Genomic DNA, 17,525 nt, shown 5'->3' with positions numbered 1-17,525 from the left:
AGTTGGTTGGTCCTCGCAGGCACCTGCCGGCGCGTGCTGCCAGGACGGAGCGCTTCGGCCGCATTGCTCTGGCTGGCGCTGGCCAGCGGCCCTGCACGGGCGGAGTCTTGCGAGGCGCCATTGAGCGATCATTCGGCCGTCCAATACTCATGCGACATGCATGAAGGCATGGCGCGCTTCAGGATCGATGGCGCATGGGGTTTCATCGACAAGTTCGGCAAGCTGGCGGGGGCGCCTCCATTCGACCATGCGGATGACTTTTCGGAAGGCTTGGCCGCCGTCAAGTTGGGGGAGCACTGGGGCTTCGTCGACAAGACCGGTGAACTGGTCATTCCTCCCAGGTTCGGCTCCGTCCATCGCTTCTCCGCCGGCCTGGCCGCCGCAATGGGGGAAGGCGGCAACTGGGGCTACATCGACCGCCATGGCCAGTGGGTGATCGCGCCGGCCTACGAGCAAGCCGGCCGCTTTCAAGATCGGACCGCGATGGTCAGGGAACGTCGCCAGGGCTCTCTGCTGATCGACCGGCGTGGACAGGTGGTCAAGCGTTTCGAGGCCGGCCTGTCGGTCGACCTGGACCCGGATGCCCGGGGGCTCTACAGGGCCGAGCGCCAAGGCGCGCGCTGGCTCTGGCATCGCGAAGGCGGGCTGTTCCCGATGCCGGAGGCGTTGCAACGCTACGTGCAGATCGACGGCGACGGCCTGATTCCAGTCAGCCACGAGTCGAACGGCGGCGATGTGCTGTGGGGGGCGATGGATATCCAGGGGCGCTGGGCCGTGCCCGCGCGCTTCGCATCGATCGGGCCGTTTCAAGCGGGTCTGGCTGTCGCACAGCCGGCAGAACCAGCTGGCGGGGATGTCGAAGGCGGCAGCCTGGCGGGACGTCGCCTCGGACTGATCGACCGGCAGGGCCGGTTCGTAGTCCCCCCGCAGTATGAGCGGATCACGCGGCAAGCCTGGGGCGGCTACCAGGCCACCCACGCGGGAGAGGCTGGCAGCGACATCATTGGCCGGGACGGACGGGTGCTGTTGGCCGCCGCCACGTGTCCAGGCTTGCGCAAGGTGTTGGTCGCCCTGTCGGTGGAGAAGGCGCAGTGGAGCGTCGTGGCGGGTTGCGGGCGGAGCTGGGCATTTCATGCCCGTGCGGGCATGGTCCGCAGCCGTATCGCGAAGCCCGCGGCCTATGCCACCGGCACCCATCTCATGCTCGAGGGCGCCCTCAGTGGTACGCAAGCGCCGCTGCCTTTTGACATTTTCGACGCGGCGGGCCGCCGGGTGGTTTCGAGCGAAGACCGGGCGTTACAAGGCGATCAGGCATTGACGCGCGGGGATCTGGTGCTCCTCGTGCCGTCTGGCGAGGCCACTGCCGAGCACAGCCGCCTGGATCTGCTGCCTCTGGCCGTGGTGGTACGGAAGCGCAACGAGACGCAGATCATCACCCGGGACGGCAAGCTCATTTCCAATCCCGGCTGGCACTATCGCGCCGAAATGAACCAGGGTCACTTTGTCTTGAGCGGGCCCGGCGGTCCTGGCGGCAAGCCGCTCGACGGGCCGCTGGTGATGTCCACCCCTGGCGAACCGTTCGATGAGCCGTCTGTGTGGCTCTTCTCGGGTGACGCCCCGCCGGACCGCACCCGCTGGGGCGCCATCGACGGGCGGGGGCGGTGGGTCGTCCAGCCACAGCATGGCCACTATCTATCTTCTTTCCGGGATGGCGCAGTGGTTGACTGGGACGGCACGCAACCGATGGTGGTGGAGCGCGATGGCAAGCGCCACCTATGGCCCCAGGATGTGCAGCGAATCACGCGCGTGAGCCAGCGTGCTTTCATCGGCTCACCCCGCGATCCCGGGGACCCGCTTGTGCGCCTGGAACTGGGTACCGGGAACATAACCCGGATCACTTTCCCCGCCAAGGTGAACCTCGAGGATTTCCACGATGGCCTGGTCAGCGCCGGTGATCCGGAGGGCCTGCGGTGGGGGCTGCTGGACGACCAGGGCGAATGGGCCGTGCCGCCACGTTTCGACAGTCGCCTCGATCCGGTCCGGGACGTGCAGGGCCGTCTGCTCGGCTGGCGAAGCGCCAGCAGGTTTTTCGACGGCGACAGCTCCCGCCTCCGGCTCGGCTGGCTCGACGCGGAAGGCCGGGAACTGGTGGCGCCCGGCTACAGCGCTATCGAGTATGACGCCAAGCACGGCATGTTGCTGCTGACCAAGGATGAAGAGTATAAGGGGCTGATGGCGCCGGACGGCCAGGTCCTGCTTCCCGTGCAGTACGAGGACATTCGGCAGTTGGGGGAAATCTTCGTGGTGAAAGAGCCCACGCAGTACGGCCTGCTCGATGCCCGGGGAGAGTGGTCCGCACCGCTGGCACCGCCGGTAAGGCCGCGGGGGGGATGGCCTGTCCCATGAGGAGACGCGCTCAGGCGCGGAGCGCGTGCTGGCCGGCCTCCGCGGCGCTCCATGGCCGGCGCGCAGTTGCCGCTTGCCATTGCGCATGAAGATCCGTCGCAACGCTGGCGACCCACGCACCGAGGCCCCGGGGGGGCGTCACGTTCTACGGCTGCGACTTCAAGGAGCGCGTGCGTCTTCAATGTGCGCAGCGCTCCGCCAACCGCGGAAGCCCTGGCAAGCGCAAGGCATCGCAACGTCCCGCTAAGCGAATTCATTGCTTATGAATCAACGTCCTATCCCTTGGGCCGAACTCAGCCTGTTCGCCAGACGCGTTGCCGCGTTGCACGCAAGTGATCCTCCCTTGGGCGTTGAGCCTGCCGCGGATAACAACGTGATGAAGGTCACCGAAGACTGCCTGTTCATGCGGACATCCTCGGGCAGAGCGTGGGGCGGAAGAGGTAGTTGGAGCTGGATATGCACGCTGGCGATGCCTCTTGTCTTCGCTCTACTCTCCCTTGTCGAAGATTCGACCCGCATGGACGATTGTGAGCACAGGGGAGACGCCGCCGGAGCCCTGGCGCACTATCTGGAGCACCTCGGCAATGCGCTGGGCATGACCGCTGTGCTCTTCCTGGGTTCCGCCTGGACCTTCTTCCTCTGGCGACTGCAACTGCCCATCATCTTCAACCGCAAGACGCGTAAGGTCGCCTGCATCCTCCAGGGAAAATGGGTCTACCAGTCGTGGGATCACCTGCAAGCCTCGATCGAGGACCGAATCCGTTTTGCAGCAGGTCGCGCACCGGCAGTCGATATCGAGCTGACACTGCTTCTGCCCTATGCCAATCCCGACCGCCCGTATGCCGATGGCCGCCTGCGCATCGGCATCGCCGCCACCCGGGATCACCCGGATGCCATCGCCAGGCCGGGTATTTATGGCGCGGCCCAGGTCTGGGAGTACATCCGCTTGTATATGCAAGAGGGGGCCGCGGCATTGCCGCCGAACAGTTCACGCGGGCCATATCGCCTATCTCGGGTAGGCGAGGCTGTACGCTACTTCAACCCCTTGAAGGCGCTGAAGGTCAGCCACCCGGCCTGGCTCCTGCTTGCCGTTCCCTTCTTCGTACTCGTCGCGTTGCCGGTTGCGCCGCTGCTGATGCTGGGCGACGTCTTTTACATGGGACTGGAGCGCATTCTGCCCCGCCGCAGATGGCCGAAGGAACTCATCGACGCTTGCGATGGCATATGGGACGGGAGGGAGGATTGAGTCAATCCCGGTAGTGCTGCGCCGGCAGCAGAGGTCTTGGTAAATATCGGCATTCTTTTCAGATTCATCTCATAGGAAGACTGGCGAGGCGGGCCCTACACTGCGGCGGGTCTGCAGGTTGCCGCGCATTACTCTGCGGCGCCGATGGGCATGGCGCCGATCCGCCGCACTGTCCGCCGGCCGCAGGATGCATTGCGCAGATGCATCGCAGATGCCATCCCCACGCGAAGATCGGGCGGCTGGACGACCGGCTGACATCCCACGTGCCACGTGCCAGGTGCCTGGGACCTGACGAGACGAAGTGAACTGCTCCAAGCTATGAAAAGCACCCTCCGACGCTGGCTGACAGCAAGCAGCCTGCTGGCACTGATATGGGGCCCCAACGCGGCAGCCGACGAGACGGATTGGCTCTACTTCCCGATGTACGCGAGGGATACGGCGCACGCGGTGGATCTGCAGGCGCTGCGGTGGCGGCCCGATGGACTGCTGGTGTCGGCGACACGCTACCCGCGCCATTCCGGGGAGCCATGGACCGAAGAGGAGTCCAGCCGCGGTTGGTACAACTACGAACGGCGGCTGATCGACTGCAGCCTGGGCTTCTATGTGTCGACAGACATTCAGTTGCTCGCGCGCGACGGCACCGTGATCGCCTCGCGTTCCTATGCACCTGCGGAGTGGGTCGACCGTCTGGAGGGACAGTTGCTCGAGAGCCGGCAGAATTCCTGGCCGCAAGGCAACGAGATCCTGCTCGCCTGCGCGGCGGCGTCGAGCCCCGACTTGAAGGCGCGGCGTGCCAGGATGGCGCGCAAAGTGTCGCCGCTGATCACGTTCAAGCCCATCACGCAGGATCTTGCCGCGGAAAGCGCGGACCTGATGGGCCTGGCGCGTCCAAACCTCACCCGCGAGGCGTTGCGCCTGAAGCCGGGCATGACGGCGGCAGCCCTGTTCGACCGCATGCGCCGGCAGTATGCCGACTGGCGGCGCTCGGTTGCCGGGCCGCATGCAGGGCCGGCAGATCCGGCGACTGCGCGCCGCAGCGAGGTCGAGCGCCTGTTCGGCAGCTATCTGCAGCAAGCGACGGCTGGCCGCATCAGCGCCATGCGCCTGCTGCCTTCCGACGTCCTGGAGTATTCGCGGGCGCTTTCCTTCTACGAGTTTCCCGAATTGCGTCCCGGCGAGGCGGTACGTGTCGGCGACGCGTACCGTGTGGCACGGACCGAGCGCCTGGATTGCCAGAGTGGCGTGGTGCTGCCCGTGGCATGGGTCTGGCGAGGCCGTGACGAGCAGGTGCTGCTCACAAGACGCGCTTCGGCCGAAGAGGCGTTCGGCCCGATTGGCGCTGGTTACCGCGATGCCGGCGGCGGGTGGGACTTGCGCTGGGGGGGCTGGAGCGATGCGACATTGCCGGGTGCGCTCTGTCAGGCGCTGTTCCGCCTGAAGGCTGGCAGGGAGCCCGCTGGTGAGCCCACCGAGGAGCGGACGTCAGCCCCGTTCGGGCTGACGGCGCAACGTCTCATGCAGCAGGGCACGCCCGAGGCGATGCTGCTGGCGATCCGTGCCGCCTGGCGCGCGGACTTGCCTTGACCATCGGCCGGCCTGCCGCAGGCTCGTTTTCACATTCCCCGGATACCTATGTGTATGACCTCATCGCGATCTTCATGGCTGGCTCTCCTGCGTGTCTGTCATAGCCACCGTATCCGTCGTATCCGTCGTATCCGTCGTAGCCGCCCTGGCCGTCGGCGTGCGGGGGCTTCGATGGCGCTGTTCTGGCTGGCGCTGGCCGGTGGCGTGGCGCAGGCGGCGCCGTGCGAGATGCCGTCGAGCGATGACTCGGCCATCCAAGCCTTGTGCGCCGTGCAAGAGGGCATGGCGCGCTTCGAGATCGGCGGCGGGTGGGGCTTCTTGGATAAGTCCGGAAAACTGGCCGGCGAGCCGCGTTTCGATGATGCGCGTGATTTTTCGGAAGGTTTGGCGGCAGTCAAGCTGGAAGGGCTCTGGGGCTTCGTCGACAAGACCGGCGAACTGGTCATTCCTCCCAGGTTCAGCTACGTCCACGATTTCTCCGGCGGCTCAGCCGCTGCCATGGGGGAGGACGATGCCTGGGGCTACATCGGCCGCCACGGCCAATGGGTCATCGCGCCGGCCTACGAGCAGGCAGGGCCCTTCCGGGGGGAAACGGCCGTGGTCAGCGAGCGTGGCCAAGGCTACCTGCTGATCGATCGGCAGGGACAGGTCGTCAAGCGCTTCGAGGCCGGCCTGGAGGTCGACTTGTTTCCGGATGCCCGGGGTCTCTACCGGGCCAAGCGCGAAGGTGCGAGCTGGATCTGGCGTCGCGATGAAGGGCTGTTGCCGGTGCCGCAGGCCATGCGTGCCTTCTACGACGAAGGCGAGGACCTTTTTCCCGCGGCGCAGCCTGGACAGAGCGGCGCCGATGCGCTCTGGGGCGCGGTGGACATCCAGGGACGCTGGGTGGTGCCCGCGCGTTTCGCCGCGATCGGGGCGTTTCAGGATGGCCTGGCCATCGCACAGGCAGCCGCCCCGGCGCACGCGGGGGCCGATGGCAGCAGCCAGTCCAGGCCAAGCGTCGGGCTGATCGACCGGCATGGCCGCTTCGTACTGCCCCCGAAGTACGAACAGATCACGCGGGACACCTGGGGCGGCTTCCAGGCCAGCTATGCCGAGGAGGGCGGCAGCGACATCATCGGCCAGGACGGACGGGTACTGTTGTCGGCCGCCACCTGCCCGCGCCTGCAGGCGGTGCAGGTCCAGTTCCCCGTGGGGCCGATGCAATGGCATGTCGTGGCGGGCTGCGACCGGAGCTGGGCATTCCATGCCGCGGCGGGCATGGTTCGCAGCCGTATCGCCATGCCGGCTGCGTATGCATCGGGCACGCATCTCCTGTTGGTCGAGAAGGTGTCCGAAGACGAGTCGGCCGCCACGGACGAGGACGACAAGCGCGCGCCGCTGCAATTCGAAATCTTCGACACGGCAGGCCAGCTGGTCTTTTCCAGCGAAGCCCCCGCCTTGCAAGGCGATCAGGCGCTGACGGGGCGGTATGACCGCGTGTTCCTGATGGCTTCCGGCAAGGCGGCGACAGCAACAGACGGCAGCCGACCCGAACTGTTGCCTCTGGCCCTGGTGGTCAGGGGCTACAGCGAAATCCAGGTCATCACCCGGGACGGCAAGCTCGTTTCCGATCCCGAGTGGACCTACGACAGCGATGTGCTCGATTACCGCCAGCCTTCCTCGGGAGGCGAGGGGGTCGAGGGGCCGCTGGTGATGTACACGATGGGAGGGTGGGGCGCCATCGACGGGCGCGGCCAGTGGGTCGTCCCGCCGCAGTATCGCCGCCTGTCCCCGTTTCACGATGGCGCCGCGCTCGCCCGCGAGGGCGAGCGGCTGGTCGTGGTGGAAGACGATGGCAAGCGCCACCTCTTGCCCGAGGATGTACAGGGAGTCAGGCGAGCGAGCCAAGGTGTCTTCCTGGGGCAGGCCGGCCATGACGACGACGGGCTTGTCCGCTTGGATCTGGCGACTGGCGAGATCACCCGGATCACCATGGCCGGCGTGGCGGAACTCAAGGATTTTCATGATGGCCTGGCCAGCGCTCGCGCTCCGGACGCCCGACGCTGGGGGCTGTTGGACGACAAGGGCGGGTGGGTCGTGCCTCCGCGTTTCGACAACCGCCTGGAGCCGGTCCTCGACACCGACGGCCGCCTGGTCGGCTGGCGTAGCGAGGCCAACTTCACGGATGGCGAAACCTACGGTCGCCTGTTCGGTTGGCTGGACCCGAAAGGCCGGGAGCTGCTGGCGCCCGGCTACAGTGCCATCGAGTACGACGACGAGCACGGCATGCTGCGCTTGACCCAGGATGAAAAGCACAAGGGGCTGATGGCGCCGGACGGCCAGATGCTGCTTGCGGCGCAATACGAAGAGATTCGGCCCGCGGGAAAGATGTTCACGGTAGTCGAGCCCGCGCAGTACGGCCTGCTCGATGCCCGGGGCGAGTGGTCGTCGCCACTGGCAACGCTGGTGCTGTCGGGGGAGGGGGATTTGCCCTACGAGCAGACGCGTTCGGGGGCGGAGCGCGTGCTGGTCGACATCCACGGGCGCCGTTCGACGGCCAGCGCGCCGCTGCCGCTCGCTATCGCGCACGATGATCCATCGCAATGGTGGTGGTCGCGTACCGAGAACGCGTACCTGGACGATGAAGTCACCGTGTTCTACGGCTTTGACTTCAAGGAGCGGATGCGCCTGCCCGGCCAGGTGCCTTGGTACAGCCGTTTTTCCGAGGACGTCATCACTTTCACGCCCCGCAACGCCCGGGAGAAGAATGCGGTCGCCCTGGCCGATCGGTTCGGCAACGTGCTGGGTCAGTATCCCTACAAGAAGATTGACGCCATGAGCGAAGGCCTTGCCGCGTTCGAGCAGGTGGCTGGCCGCCATCCGTCGGAGCGGCGCAATCGCGCGCGACAGGGAGACGATGCGGAAGACCCGCCGATCCGGATGGGCTTCCTGGACCGCCGGGGCAAGGTCGCCATCCCGCCGGTGTTCGAGCAGGTGCAGGCTTTCTCTGAGGGACGGGCGGTCGTGCTGCGCCAAGGCAATATCGGCCTGATCGACACGCGCGGCAAGCTGGTCGCGCACAGTGCCTGGCTATGCGGGCGCGTGCCTGTGATTCTCGACGCCGGCGGCCGCGTGCAGTGGCCTGCCGCCGCAGTGAAGATCCGGAAGTGTGGTTAGCGCGCGATGGAGGGCACAGGCATCCGCGCACAGCGCGCTTGTGGCGGGCGCGCGCCGTCCGCAGGTCGCACCGGCACCAGGAAAGTCCATGCGTAAGCCCCTGTCTCTATACCATCCCGCCTTGTACGCGCTGCGCGTCTGGCAGCGGAGACTCTTCCGCACCATTGGCTGGCATGTTTCCCGGCGCCGCTACGCCCGGCTGGGAGCCTGCCGGGAACACCTGCCGTACCGCCACATCAAGCACACCTCCAAGCTGATTCGCCGCCTCGGCGACAGCGACCTGGTCCTGCAGTACAACAAGGTCGTGAACCTGCGCCTGGCTGTCGCCTGCATGGATGGTGTGACCATTGCGCCAGGCGAGTATTTTTCCTTCTGCCGCCTGCTCGGCCGGCCGAGCAGGGCGCGCGGCTTCGTCGACGGCATGGAACTTTCGTTCGGCAAGGCACGCCAGGGCGTCGGCGGCGGCATCTGCCAGTTGAGCAACCTGATCCACTGGATGGCGCTGCATTCTCCCCTCCAGCTGGTCGAACGGGCCAATCACAGCTTCGACCCGTTTCCCGACGAAGGACGGGTGCTGCCCTTCGGTTCCGGCGCAGCCATCTTCTACAACTTCGTCGACCTGGTGCTCTACAACCCGACGCAGGCATGCTTCCAATTGCGGCTCAAGGTGGCCGAGCATCAACTGGAGGGCGAATTGCTATCGGACACGGAGCGGGCCGTGCGTTATCACGTCTACCAGAAGCATCACCGCTTCGTGCGCGAAGGCGGCGAGGTGCTGCGTATCAACGAGATCTGGCGCGATATTCGTGAGAAGGGACATCAGGGAGCGCTGCTTGTCGCCCAATGTCTTTATCGCAATCGGGTCCGGGTGATGTATCCCGTGGCAGAAGCGCAGATCGAGGAGCCCTGCGCGCCATGACACAAGGAAATCCCAACGCCATGACGCCGGTCCCGGTCGCCGGCAGATCGCCGATTCTTGCACCGCGCATGCGCCGGCAGCGTCGCTCTCGCTGCGGCTTATCACGATCTTCTTGAAGGCGACCATAGTGTGTGGCTGGCTGCGCAGCAGACCTTCTTTCGGGCGATGTGAGCGCGGCCGGCATGATGCTCAGTCCCCCGCCTCTCGGTGATTTACCATCGGACCAGCGTCGGCGAGCTTTCGCTGCCGGGCTCTTCCTTGCCGGCCTGGCGGTCGAGCATCCCGATCGTGTCCCGGCCCCGTCACGCGCCTGGGGCGCACCGTTTTCCCTTAGGCTGGCGGCATCGGTCGGCGGGTTCACCGTGTACGTCTTCTGTGCATCGTTGCTGGCGGCCGGCGGCCAGTCGTGGCACGATAGACGGCTTCGCTGCGAGTGCCGCCGCGGCGTTCCGCGCGTCCTTGCGCGCCGATACCAAGACCAAAGCCAACACGGAGACAAGATGACAATGCCGACCACCCGCGCAGGGCAATGCCGCCATGACACGATCCCCTCCCGCGCGCGGCGTACCGCCGTGGCCGCCCTTGCCGCGCTGGCTGCCGCCGCGGCGCTGGGCCTGCCGGCCGGCGCGGCCCGGGCAGGGGACGTCAAGGTGATGAACTCGGGCGGCTTCACCGCCGCCTACAAGGCGCTGGCGCCGAAGTTCGAGCAGGCCAGCGGTGACAAGCTGGTGACCGAGTGGGGGCCGTCCATGGGCCAGTCACCCCAGGCCATCCCCAACCGCCTGGCGCGCGGCGAGAAGGCCGATGTGGTGATCATGGTGGGCGAGGCGCTGGACGACCTGATCCGCGCCGGCAAGGTCGAGCCGGGCAGCAAGGTGGACCTGGCCGATTCCCGCATCGGCCTGGCGGTGCGCGCCGGAGCGCCGCGGCCAGACATCGGCACGGTGGATGCGCTGCGCGACACCTTGCTGCGCGCCCGCTCGATCGCCTATTCGGACAGCGCCAGCGGTGTCTACGTGGAGCGCGAGCTGTTCAAGCGGCTCGGCATCGAGGACCAGGTCAAGGGCCGCGCGCACAAGATCGAGCGCATTCCGGTGGCCAGCGTGGTGGCCAGCGGCGACTACGAGGTCGGCCTGCAGCAGGTCAGCGAGATCCTGCCGGTGGCCGGCGCGCAGTATGTCGGCAAGATCCCGGAGGCGGTGCAGAAGGTGACCACCTTCTCCGCCGGCATCCCGGTCGGCGCCGAGCATCCCGAGGCCGGGCGCGCGTTGATCCGCTTCCTCGCCTCGCCCGAGGCGCGCGCCGATATCGAGCGCAGCGGCATCGACCCGCGCGCGCCGGCGCGCTGAGGCTGGGGCGCCGGGGCGCCCCGGGTCTTCTGCCCTGCCATCCTTCAGGCCGCCTGCGCCTCGTCGGCGCCGGCATGCAGCTGCAGTTCCCGCGCCAGCCGCGCGGCCAGCGCGGCGGCCTGGTTGCGCACGTCGATGATGGTGCCGGACTCCCACAGCGCGCCGCGCAGCGGCGCGCCGATGGCGCTGAGGCCGGGCACGATGCGTCCGCCACGGTCGAACACATGGCCGTGCGCGTCGCCATCGATGCCGGTGCCGGCCGCCGCCTGGCGCACCAGGCCGCCGGCCAGCAGCTGGCGCACCAGCGGGCGCGGGCTGGCGGCATTCCAGCCATAGTCGGCGCCGGTGCAGTTGACCGCCGCGTCGACCGCCGGCGGCGCGTCGGCGAGCGGACGCGACAGCGCCAGGCCGACGCCGCCGTCGCGCTCGGCGAGCGCGCTGACCCGCGCCGGGTGCAGGTGCAGCCGGCCTTGCGCGCGCACCTGTTCCAGCACCGCATGGGTGGGCGCGGCGGCGCGATGCAGCAGGTTGTCCCAGAAGGGCCGCACGTGGCGCAGGAAGCGGCGCCGCTCATCGGGCGAAGCCGCCGCCCACAATGGCGCGATATGGTTGCGCAGGGCGCCGGGAATGGCCTGCCAGTCTTCGCCGCGCGCCACCAGCGCGTCGCGCTGGCGCCGCACGCGCCGCACCAGGTCGCGCGCACGCGGGGCCGCCAGGGCCGCCGCGCCGGCCGCGGCGAGGAAGTCCTCGCCGGGACCGACCGGATGGCGCAGCCAGGGCAGCAGGGCGCGCCGCGAAAAGGCATGGTACTGGCCGCGGAAGCCGTGGCGTTCCAGGGTCGCCACCACGTCCAGCATGGTCAGGCTGCTGCCCAGCAGGGCGACGCTGCGCGCCGCCGCCAGCCGCGCCAGCGCGGCCGGCTGCCAGGGATCGGGCACGTAGCGGCCGTCGGCGGCGAGCGTCTCGCCGTCGCCGAGCCGGGGGCGGGCCGGATGAATGCCAGTGGCCAGCACGATATGGTCGGCCTCCCAGGCGCGGCCATCCACCGCCTGCACGCGATGGGGGGCGCCGATGGCGATGCCGCCGATCTCGGCGCGCACATGCTCGAAGCTGGCGTTGCCGGCGGCACGGGCGCTGGCGCGCGCCAGCATATCGCGGATGTAGTCGCCATAGGCATGGCGCGGCACGAAGGCATCGGCGGCGCCGGCGGCGTCGGCCAGCCCGCGCTGCACCAGCCACTGCGCGAAGTGCTCCAGGTGTTCGGGATACAGGCTGAAGTTCTGCGCCGGCCCGTTCAGGTAGTGGGCCGGGTCGGTGGTGCCGTAGGCCAGGCCGCGCCCGGCTTCGGCACGCGGCTCGAACAGGCGGATGGCCAGCGCGGCCTGGCTGGTCTCGAGCAGGCGGATGGCGGTCAGGGTGCCGGCCATGCCGCCGCCGATGATGGCGACGCGGCGTGGCGTGTTGGGATGCAGGCTCATGTTGGTCCTCGCAGGGTATCGGTGACGGGCGGGGTGGCAGGCGGAGGCTGGCGGGGGCTGGCGGGGTGGCCGGCGCCGCGCCTTCAGGCCGCCCGCGCGGCGGCGCGCTCGCGCAGGGCCTGGGCGCCGGCGGTGGTCAGGATGACGTCGTTCTGCGGCGTATGGATGCGGCTGCACAGCACGTCGCGGTAGTGGCGCTCGAGCGGGTTGCCGCGCGCCAGCGCCGGATTGCCGGCCAGCCTGACCGCCAGCTCGACGGCGGCGATGGCGTTGTCGGTCACGTTCAGCTTGAGCAGGTGGCCCTGGGCCAGCGGCGGCGGCTCGCCGCGGTCGGTGTCGGCGGCGCAGCGTTCCAGCAGCAGGCGGCTGGCGAGCTGCCAGCCGTCGATGCGGCCCACCGCTTCCTGGAAGCGCGGCAGCGTCGCCAGCGGCGCGCCCAGGCTGGCCGGAGCGCGCTGGTTGAGCCAGTCGACGAACCAGTCGCGGGCATTGCCGGCCACGGCGTGATAGAGCGTGCCCAGCAGGGTGGCGGTCCAGGCAGCGTGCACCGGATCCTGGTGCGCGGCCCAGGCGGCCGGGGCGCGCAGGTCGACCGCCGCATCGGCGTCGAGCGGCGTCGCCTCGAACAGCACGTCGTGGCTGCCGGTGGCGCGCATGCCGAGGTGGTCCCAGGTCGGCACCACGCGCACGCCCGGCGCCTCGCGCGGCACCAGGAAGACGCCGGTGCGCGGCTGTGCTTCGTCGGTGCGGGCCCACACCGCCAGCCAGCGCAGGGCCGGGATGCCGGTGGCGTAGATCTTGTGGCCGTCGAGCCGCCAGCCGCCGCCGGTGCGGCGGGCCACGGTGGCGGGCAGGCCGCCGCGCGAGGGCGAGCCCAGCTCCGGTTCCACCCGCAGCGAGTTGATCAGGGCGCCCGCGCTGACGGCGCTGCGCTGCACCTGCTCGCGCTGCGCGGCCGGCCAGTGCGTGTCGCGCGCCAGGCCGTGATGGCTGAGCAGTTGCATCACCAGCACCAGGGCGGTGGCGGCGTCGCCGCCGGCCACGTGGTGGACCACGCGGCGCGCATCGTCCAGGCCGGCGCCCGCGCCGCCCAGCGCGCGCGGCACCGTCAGCGCCAGCAGGCCGTGCCGGTGCAGGTCGGCGAAGTTCTCGTGCGGGAAGCTGCCCTCGCGGTCATGGGTGGCGGCGCGGCGGGCGAAACGCGCCGCCAGCTCGCGCAGCGTGTGTTCGGACGGGATGGCAGCGGGCGGCGTGCCGATGGCGCCGGCCGTGCCGGGGACGGCCGGCGGCGCGGCAGGGTGGCCGTAGGCGGAAGCGGGCGCGGACGCCGGGGCTGGGGAGTGGCGGGTCATGGGTGGCGAAGGTTTCCTGTGGAGTCGGAGGGCGGCGGGTTGGCGCGCCGCGTTCAATGGCAGATCAAGCCGCTCTCGACCAGCATCACCTGGAAGGCGGTGTCGGCCGCGCCGTCGCGTGCCAGCGCCGCCAGCCGGCCGCTGCGCGCCAGTTCCTGCAGGCGGGCTTCCAGGTAGCGCGCCGAGCCGGCATCGGGCGCGCGCAGGCGCAGCGGTACCGGCGGCGCGCTCAGCAGCAGCGGGGCGGCGCGGAACACGCGCCATTCCGGCAAGGCCAGCAGCCGCCGCGCCAGCGCGCCGTCTTCGGCCGCCACCGCGCACTCGCCGCGGCGGAAGGCGAGCAGCGCCTGCAGTGGCGAGGGATAGCGCCGCAGCGTGGCACCGGCGTCCTGCAGCAGCGTGGCGTAGGGACTGGCGTGCGCCACGCAGGCGGTCTTGCCGGCCAGCGCGTCGAGCCGGAGCACGGGGGCGAAACGCAAGGACAGCAGTGCCCCGCGTGCGCGGCCGGGCGGAGTCGCCAGGGTGGCGCGCGGCGGCGCCGCGCCTGCCGCCGGGGGCGGCCCGCCCAGTACCAGGTCGACGCCGGGCGGCAGCGCCTCGCCAGCAGCAGCGGCGCCGGCCGGCATGGCGCGCAACTCCAGGCGTACCCCCAGCGCGCCGGCCAGCCATGCCGCCAGCGTGGCCTGGCGGGGGTCGGGTTCGGGCGCGAGCGGTTGGCCGGGCGGCACGGGGCGCGGATAGGCCGGCACGCCCACCACCAGCACGCCACGTGCCTGCGCCTGCCGCAGCAGGGGACCAGGGCCCGGCAGGCGCGGCTGCGGCGCGACGGTGGCAGCGTGCGCGGCCCGGCCTCGGCTTTGGTCTCGGCCCGGGTCCGCCAGGCCGCGCGGCGGCAGCCAGGCCAGTGCGGCGAGGCAGGCCAGCATGGCGACGGCGGCCAGCGCCAGGCGCGCGTCGGCCGGCCAGGCAGCCGCCGGGCGGCTCAGGCGCGCGCTCATGCGCATCGCGGCGTGCATGCCCGGACCATGGCTCACCAGCCCCGCTGCAGGCCGAGCAGGCCCAGGATCTCGCGCCGCAGCCGGATCAGCTCGGGATCGTCGCGGTGGCGCGGGTAGGGCTGCGGCACCGGCAGTTCGGCGGTGACGCGGGCCGGCCGCTCGCTGAAGACGATCACGCGCGTGGCCAGCAGCAGCGCTTCTTCCACGTCGTGGGTGACCAGCAGCGCGGTGAAGCCGGCGCGTTGCCACAAGGCCAGCAGCTCGCCCTGCATGCTGAGGCGGGTCAGCGAATCGAGCTTGCCGAGCGGCTCATCCAGGATCAGCAGGCGCGGCTCGTTGACCAGGGCGCGGGCCAGCGCCGCGCGCTGGGCCATGCCGCCGGAGAGCTGGCGCGGGTAGGCGCGCGCGAAGTCGGACAGGCCCACGCGCGCCAGCGCGGCATCGACGCGCTCGCGCTGGCTGGCCAGCAGCCCGCGTGCTTCCAGGCCCAGCGCCGCGTTGTCCCAGACCGTGCGCCACGGATAGAGGGTCGGGTCCTGGAATACCACCACGCGGCTCGGATCGGGGCCGGCGATCGGCGCGCCGTCCACCTTGAGGCTGCCGCGGCGCGGCGCTTCCAGTCCGGCCACCAGCCGCAGCAGCGTGGACTTGCCGCAGCCGGAGGGGCCGAGCAGGGCGACGAATTCGCCGGGCTGCGCGCTCAGGCTGACACGGTTGAGCACCGGCAGCACCTGGCTGCCGAGGGCGAAATGATGGCTGACCTGCTCGATGTCGAGACGCACGCCGGCCTGGGCGGGCGCGGTGTCCTGCCGCGCGGCGGCCGTGGCGGAGGCGGTGCTCACCATTTGACCACTCCCTTCTGCCAGGCCAGCAGGCGGTCGCGCGAGCGGAACAGCAGCGTGATCAGGCCTGAGAACAGCACCGCCATCACCAGCAGCGCGGCGTACATGCTGGCGTAGGCGGCCCAGCCCTGGGCCCACTGCAGGTACCAGCCGAGGCCGGATTTCACGCCCAGCATCTCGGCCACCACCAGCACCGAGAAGGAGGCGCCCAGGCCCATGAAGAGGCCGACGAAGACGCTCGGCAGCGCCGCCGGCACGGCGACCTTGAGCACCAGGAAGCGGCCCTTGGCGCCCAGCGTGCGGGCCACGTCGTAGTAGGCCGGGTCGACCGCCGCCACGCCGGACCAGGTCAGCACCGTGACCGGGAACCAGGTCGCCAGCGCCACCAGGAAGGTGGCCGCGCTGGCGCTGCTGGGAAAGGCGAAGAAGACGATCGGCAGCCAGGCGGTGGCGGGCAGCGGCCCGAGCAGGCGCAGCACCGGATGGACCCAGTAGCCGGCGCGGCTCGACCAGCCGATCGAGACCCCGGTCAGGAAGCCCGCCAGCGCGCCGAGCAGGTAGCCGCTGGCGAGCAGCCGCAGCGAATGCGCCACCGCCTCGGCCAGGCGGCCGTAGTCCTCGCCGAAGACCTCCAGCAGCGATTGCGGCGGCGCGAAGAAGGGGCGGGGCAGCAGCAACAGCTTGGCGGTGACGATCTCCCAGGCGATGGTCAGCGCGGCCAGCGCCACCAGCCACGGGCCGGCGCGCCGCAGCGCCGCGCCGAGCGCGCCCAGGTGCTGGTGGGCGACGGCCAGCACCAGCAGCGCCAGCGCGAAGGCGGCGAACAGCAGCGCGGTCTCCTGCGTCAGCGGCCAGTCTTCCGGCTCCGGCCAGTAGCGCACCACGGCGGCGGCGGCCAGCCAGGCCGCGCCGGCGAGCAGGCCGCCGCGCCACAGTCGCGGCACCGGCGGCGCGTCGGCGGCGGCGCTGGCCGGGAAGTCGTCGAGGCCGTCCAGCGGCACGGTGCGGCTGGCCGCCAGGGCGTCAGCTGAGAACGTCGGCATAGATGCGCTCCGCGAACTTGGTGGAATCGGTGCCGGGGCGGATCACGGAGACCAGCTTGAGCTCTTCCGTGTACAGCGCCAGTTCCTTCTTCAGGTCGCCGCCCACCGGGTGGTGGCCGTGCGTATGGCTCTTCAGCATGGCGACCACGTCGGCCTGGCTGGTCTTGGCGAACTCGGCGAAGTGCCGCGCCGCGCCCTCGGGATTGGCCACGGTCCAGTCCTGGGCCTGCAGGACCGCATGCGTCAGCGCGGCGGCGGTGGCCTTGTCCTCGCGCACCAGGCTGCCGCGGATGCCGAGCACGCAGCAGGCGCGCCTGGCGTACTCGTCCGACAGGTTGGTCGCCACTTCGACCAGGCTGCGCTCCTTGCGCAGCAGGTAGGTGCGGGGATCGCCGTCGGCCGCGGCCTGCGCCTCGCCCTTCTCCAGCGCGATGCCGAGCAGGTCGGCCGGATATTGGCGCCACTGCACGTCGCGGACCGGGTCGATGCCGCGCTTGGCCAGCAGGATGGAGAAGAAATTCTTGGCCGGGCTGGCCATGTCGCTGACCGCCACCGTCTTGCCCCTCAGGCTCTTGAGGTCGGTCACGCCCGAGTTGCGCGTGGTCAGCAGGCGCATGCAGCCGCCGTGCGTGGCCGCGGTGAGCTTGACGTCGAAACCCTGTTCCAGCGGCTTGAGCCAGCGCAGCGCCATGCCCACGCCAGCGTCCGCCTTGCGCGTGGCGATGGCTTCCAGCAGCTGGTCGGTCGAGCCGCCGAAGTTGATCAGCTCGACGTCGAGCCCGTGGTTGCGGAAGATGCCCTCCTTGAGAGCCGACGCCACCGGCGACAGGCACACCGAGCTGGCGTTCCAGGCCAGCTTGATGGGCTTGGGCTGGCCGCTGGCGGCGCGCGCCCCGGAGCTCAGCACGAAGGGCGCGGCGCCGCCGGCCAGGGCCAGCGCGCCGGCGGCGCGCAGCCAGCCGCGGCGGCTGGTGCCGGCGGGCGGGGATGGTGGTGGCGGGGCGGCAGCGGTGTCGGCATCGTCATGCATGGCAGTCCTCGATCGTCGGGGTGGGCTGGTGTCCTGAATCACGAATTCCAGGACACCAGAGTGGTGGCAGCGGAGGGCGATGCACCATGCTAAGAACTGGCCGAGGCCGATTGAACGAA

The 17,525-nt window shown here is 70.0% G+C and carries 12 protein-coding genes; 6 read left to right on the top strand and 6 right to left on the bottom strand.

What is annotated here, in order from left to right; translation table 11 throughout:
• Window positions 1-156: 156 nt before the first annotated feature.
• The 6 genes from BKK81_RS30980 to BKK81_RS30955 all read left to right on the top strand — a co-directional run bounded on the left by BKK81_RS30980 (window position 157) and on the right by BKK81_RS30955 (window position 10,663).
• Window positions 157-2,406, top strand: a complete 2,250-nt coding sequence (locus tag BKK81_RS30980) for a WG repeat-containing protein (RefSeq protein ID WP_197524007.1) — start codon at window positions 157-159, stop codon at window positions 2,404-2,406.
• 376 nt (window positions 2,407-2,782) lie between these two features.
• A complete protein-coding gene (locus tag BKK81_RS30975) occupies window positions 2,783-3,652 on the top strand; it encodes a hypothetical protein (RefSeq protein WP_156811504.1) in 870 nt (289 codons plus the stop codon).
• A 318-nt stretch (window positions 3,653-3,970) separates the two neighbouring features.
• On the top strand, window positions 3,971-5,236 hold the full coding sequence (locus BKK81_RS30970; protein WP_071020962.1) for a hypothetical protein: 1,266 nt from the start codon (window positions 3,971-3,973) through the stop codon (window positions 5,234-5,236).
• A 171-nt stretch (window positions 5,237-5,407) separates the two neighbouring features.
• Complete coding sequence (locus tag BKK81_RS30965; RefSeq protein ID WP_071020959.1) at window positions 5,408-8,395, top strand: WG repeat-containing protein; 2,988 nt, start codon at window positions 5,408-5,410, stop codon at window positions 8,393-8,395.
• A gap of 88 nt (window positions 8,396-8,483) precedes the next feature.
• Complete coding sequence (locus tag BKK81_RS30960) at window positions 8,484-9,314, top strand: VanW family protein (protein ID WP_071020956.1); 831 nt, start codon at window positions 8,484-8,486, stop codon at window positions 9,312-9,314.
• A gap of 545 nt (window positions 9,315-9,859) precedes the next feature.
• A complete protein-coding gene (locus tag BKK81_RS30955) occupies window positions 9,860-10,663 on the top strand; it encodes a substrate-binding domain-containing protein (RefSeq protein WP_071022720.1) in 804 nt (267 codons plus the stop codon).
• A 44-nt stretch (window positions 10,664-10,707) separates the two neighbouring features.
• Here BKK81_RS30955 and BKK81_RS30950 read toward each other — a convergent pair whose 3' ends face one another.
• The 6 genes from BKK81_RS30950 to BKK81_RS30925 form a co-directional block, all read right to left on the bottom strand.
• Window positions 10,708-12,141, bottom strand: coding sequence for an FAD/NAD(P)-binding protein (locus tag BKK81_RS30950; RefSeq protein ID WP_071020954.1), 1,434 nt, complete (start codon window positions 12,139-12,141; stop codon window positions 10,708-10,710).
• 83 nt (window positions 12,142-12,224) lie between these two features.
• Window positions 12,225-13,493, bottom strand: coding sequence for an acyl-CoA dehydrogenase family protein (locus tag BKK81_RS30945; RefSeq protein WP_083384609.1), 1,269 nt, complete (start codon window positions 13,491-13,493; stop codon window positions 12,225-12,227).
• A gap of 53 nt (window positions 13,494-13,546) precedes the next feature.
• Window positions 13,547-14,527, bottom strand: coding sequence for an ABC transporter substrate-binding protein (locus BKK81_RS30940; RefSeq protein ID WP_156811503.1), 981 nt, complete (start codon window positions 14,525-14,527; stop codon window positions 13,547-13,549).
• Window positions 14,524-15,336: an ABC transporter ATP-binding protein gene (locus BKK81_RS30935; RefSeq protein WP_071020949.1), complete on the bottom strand. Its 813-nt coding sequence runs from the start codon at window positions 15,334-15,336 to the stop codon at window positions 14,524-14,526. Before BKK81_RS30935 ends, BKK81_RS30940 begins: the two co-directional genes overlap by 4 nt.
• Entirely contained in the window at window positions 15,330-16,376 is a 1,047-nt protein-coding gene (locus BKK81_RS30930) for an ABC transporter permease (protein WP_083384607.1), read from the bottom strand. Before BKK81_RS30930 ends, BKK81_RS30935 begins: the two co-directional genes overlap by 7 nt.
• On the bottom strand, window positions 16,357-17,406 hold the full coding sequence (locus tag BKK81_RS30925; protein ID WP_071020947.1) for an ABC transporter substrate-binding protein: 1,050 nt from the start codon (window positions 17,404-17,406) through the stop codon (window positions 16,357-16,359). Before BKK81_RS30925 ends, BKK81_RS30930 begins: the two co-directional genes overlap by 20 nt.
• Window positions 17,407-17,525: the final 119 nt, after the last annotated feature.

It is taken from the genome of Cupriavidus sp. USMAHM13 (assembly GCF_001854285.1).
Lineage (GTDB): Bacteria > Pseudomonadota > Gammaproteobacteria > Burkholderiales > Burkholderiaceae > Cupriavidus > Cupriavidus malaysiensis.
The sequence above is the reverse complement of the archived record's forward strand: the minus strand, read 5'-3'. Positions and strand labels throughout refer to the sequence as shown.

Coding starts and splice junctions, on each gene's coding strand:
- BKK81_RS30980 (WP_197524007.1), top strand. CDS start 157: ATGCATGAAGGCATGGCGCGCTTCAGGATCGATGGCGCATGGGGTTTC.
- BKK81_RS30975 (WP_156811504.1), top strand. CDS start 2,783: ATGAAGGTCACCGAAGACTGCCTGTTCATGCGGACATCCTCGGGCAGA.
- BKK81_RS30970 (WP_071020962.1), top strand. CDS start 3,971: ATGAAAAGCACCCTCCGACGCTGGCTGACAGCAAGCAGCCTGCTGGCA.
- BKK81_RS30965 (WP_071020959.1), top strand. CDS start 5,408: ATGGCGCTGTTCTGGCTGGCGCTGGCCGGTGGCGTGGCGCAGGCGGCG.
- BKK81_RS30960 (WP_071020956.1), top strand. CDS start 8,484: ATGCGTAAGCCCCTGTCTCTATACCATCCCGCCTTGTACGCGCTGCGC.
- BKK81_RS30950 (WP_071020954.1), bottom strand. CDS start 12,141: ATGAGCCTGCATCCCAACACGCCACGCCGCGTCGCCATCATCGGCGGC.
- BKK81_RS30945 (WP_083384609.1), bottom strand. CDS start 13,493: ATGACCCGCCACTCCCCAGCCCCGGCGTCCGCGCCCGCTTCCGCCTAC.
- BKK81_RS30935 (WP_071020949.1), bottom strand. CDS start 15,336: ATGGTGAGCACCGCCTCCGCCACGGCCGCCGCGCGGCAGGACACCGCG.
- BKK81_RS30930 (WP_083384607.1), bottom strand. CDS start 16,376: ATGCCGACGTTCTCAGCTGACGCCCTGGCGGCCAGCCGCACCGTGCCG.
- BKK81_RS30925 (WP_071020947.1), bottom strand. CDS start 17,406: ATGCATGACGATGCCGACACCGCTGCCGCCCCGCCACCACCATCCCCG.